The following is a 3,564-nucleotide window of genomic DNA, read 5'->3' as shown; positions in this document are numbered from 1 at the left end:
GATCGTGTTCAGCAAGCAGCCTATTCGTTGATTGATGAAGCTCAAAGACAGGAAATTCACTACCACATTGGTCAACTCTTGATTGAAAAACTATCTCAAGCAGAGCAAGAAGAGCAATTATTTGACATTGTGAATCAGATGAATATTGGTCTTCATCTGCTTGATCAAGGTAGTGTTTCTGTTCAAGTAAGCAGACCCAAACGAATTCAATTAGCAGAACTCAATCTGATTGCTGGGAAAAAAGCTCGTCTTTCAACTGCCTATGAGGCAGCAGTCAATTACTTTACTACTGGTATTTCTCTTCTAGACTGTGATGCATGGCATACGGAATATTCACTAATGTTCCAGTTGCATCACAACCTTGCAGAGGTACAGTTGAGCCAAGGCGATTACCTCAATCTAGAGATCACTACTGAAGAAGCCCTTAAGCACATTACTATAGTTAGCGATCGTGCAGACATTGAAGTTATTCGCATCATTCAAAATACCCTTCAAGGTCGTCATCAGGAAGCCATTCAGATTGGATTCAGTGCATTATCTGAGCTTGGAATTCAAGTCGATTTTACTCAGCTATCGGAAATTAACCAGAGAGAATTTCTTGCTATTTCACAGAAATTAGAGCATCAGTCAATTCACGATCTGATTCACTTACCCCTTGCAACTGATCCATTAGTTCAAGCCTCTATCAAAGTTCTGATGGCGATTGAGCCAGTTATCTACATTACCGGAGATCTTGAAGCCTATAGCTTTGCCTCATTAAGAGCAACTCGCCTCTCTCTTGAACACGGTAATATTGTTGAGTCCATTAAAGCTTATGCAAACTATGGTTTTCTTCTAGGCTTAATTCAAAAGCAATATCAACGTGGCTATGAGTTTGTAGAGCTTGCAGTGCAGTTAAGCCACAAGCTAAATAGCCCCTCTCAACGATGTAAAGCTTGCTTGCTGTTGGGTGGATGGGTGCAAGTTTGGGCAAAACCTATTGCTGGAGCTGCACGTGTCAACTACGAAGGCTTCTTGGCAGGAGTAGATGCTGGCGAAATTCAGTTTGCTGGCTATAACTTATTTGGCAATCTCTTTAATCGCATTTTTCAAGGAGAACCATTAGGAGCTATTGAATTAGATCTAGAAAAATATTGGGTGATCGCGAAGAAGCATCAAAATGAGATGTTGATAATGGCGCTTGCAGGAGTCAAACTTTATCTGCAAGAGCTACTGTCTCAGAAAAACCAACCAACTGCACAGGACTTTCCTACGGAAACTGATCTGATTGAGCGCACTCAAAGCACACAATCCTGGCTTTCTCTTTGCTTGTATCACATCCTAAAGATGCAGCTTGCCTGCCTAAACTCAAATTTTGAAGAAGGTTTCCTCAGCCTCACAGAAGCTAAACAAATCATCAACTCTATTGTTGGGTTTACAACCTACAGTGGCTACTTTTACTACACTTCTTTGATTTTGATCAATCGATATTCCAAACTCCCTGCTGATGAGCGGAATGAAACTTTACAGCAAGTTCAGACTAATCAGCAAAAACTGCGGGAGTGGGCTGATAGCTGTCCAGAGAATTTTTTGCATAAATACTTTTTAGTCGAGGCAGAATGCCGTCGAGTTCTAGGTGATAAAGTTACATCTGCTGATTTCTACGATCGGGCGATCGCCGAAGCACAACAAAACGGCTTTATTCAGGAAGAAGCCCTTGCCAATGAACTTGCTGCCAAGTTCTATCTCAACTGGGGCAAGGAAAAAGTTGCTCAAGATTACCTGATCAACGCTTACCATGCCTACGTGCAATGGGGAGCAGATGCTAAAGTCCAGAATTTAGAACGGAACTATCCCCAACTACTCGCGCCAGTCATACAACCGCGAAACCTATCAGTAGCAACAACTGAATCTGTTTTTGCATCTCCCTCCTCTGTTTCATCCTCGTTGGGAACTCACTCCTCTACTGCTAGCAGCACTGGTATTTCTGTCTCACTCGACCTAGCAACTATCCTCAAGGCCTCACAAACTCTATCGAGTGAAATTGAATTGGATAAGCTTCTAGCAACCTTGCTGCATACAGTGCTTGAAAATGCTGGGGCTGATAGGGGAGCATTGCTTCTGCCGCGAGATAATCAGTGGTTTGTAGAAGCTATTGCCACTATCCATCAGCCTACACAAATTCAAGCTATTCCACTAGCCAATTGCTTAGAGGTTTGTCAGTCTTTGATTAACTTGGTCAAACGAAGCCAGGAATTTATGGTGATTGATGATGCCTCTAATCACGCCATTCTGGCAATGGATAGTTACATTCTGACGCAGCAGCCCAAAAGCCTACTCTGCATTCCGATTTTGCAACTTGGCAAGCTAGTGGCGATCTTGTATCTAGAGAATCGGGTTACGGCTGGTGCATTTACCAGCGATCGAGTGAAACTCCTCAATCTTCTCTGTGCCCAAGCTGCCATCTCCCTGGAAAATGCCCGTCTCTATCAGCAGGCACAAGCCTATGCTCGACAACTAAAACAATCCCAGTTGCAAATTGTCCAAAGTGAAAAAATGGCCTCTCTTGGTAATCTTGTGGCAGGAGTTGCCCACGAGATTAATAACCCGATCGGCTTTCTCAATGGCAGCATCGACAATGCTAGAGAATATGTGCAAGATTTGCTGGACTACATTTCACTCTATCAACAGCACCATCCGAATGCTGCTATTCCTGTCCAAGACAAAGCCGAAGAGATTGACCTAGAATTTCTCCGCGAAGACCTACCCAAGTTGCTGGACTCTATGAAAGGAGCAACTGATCGCATCCAATCCATCAGTACCAGCCTGCGTACCTTCTCCCGCGCTGATACCGAATACAAAGTCCAAGCCAATATCCACGAAGGCATGGACAGCACTCTCTTGATCTTAAAATATCGCCTCAAGGCCAATGAGTTTCGTCCAGAAATTATTGTGGAGAAAGAGTACGGCGATCTGCCCCCGATTGAATGCTTCCCAGGACAACTCAACCAAGTGTTTATGAACATCCTAGCCAACGCCATTGATGTCTTTGACGAAGTTGCTCATCACACTACCTTCGCCGACCTAGAAAAAAATCCGCAGGTCATCACTATTCAAACTAGCTTGGCAGAACACCATGGCATCGAAATTCGGATTCGCGACAACGGGAGTGGCATGACTGAGGAGGTGAAAGCTAAAGCGTTTGATTACCTGTTCACCACTAAAGGTGTGGGCAAGGGGACAGGGTTAGGACTAGCGATCGCCCGTCAAATTGTGGTAGACAAGCACGGAGGTGAAATTGACGTGCAATCTGAACTAGGGCAAGGTACGGAATTTTGCATCTGGTTGCCGATCGCAGGCTGAGAGAGACTTTGACTAAGAAATCAAATCTGATAGTGCCTACAACTCCAGCAGTTAATCCGGATCAATCCCCTGCGCTCTTAACAGGGCTTCTAGCTGTTCAACTCGCTGCTGTGCTTGCTCCTTGGCCTGGCGTTCTTGCTCCTTGGCCTGCCGTTCTGCCTCCTCTGGCAAGGGAATCAGTTGCCCCTCAGCCGTGAACCAGCGCAACTGGCGTTCATGCAT

General features: G+C 44.8%; 1 protein-coding gene. It reads left to right on the top strand.

Translation table 11 applies throughout. The features are described from left to right. On the top strand, nucleotides 1–3,342 hold a 3,342-nt coding region (locus NZ772_15845; protein MCS6815028.1), incomplete at its 5' end, for an ATP-binding protein. Nucleotides 3,343–3,564 lie beyond the last annotated feature (222 nt).

Source organism: Cyanobacteriota bacterium (genome assembly GCA_025054735.1).
GTDB lineage: Bacteria > Cyanobacteriota > Cyanobacteriia > SKYG9 > SKYG9 > SKYG9.
The sequence above is the reverse complement of the archived record's forward strand: the minus strand, read 5'-3'. Positions and strand labels throughout refer to the sequence as shown.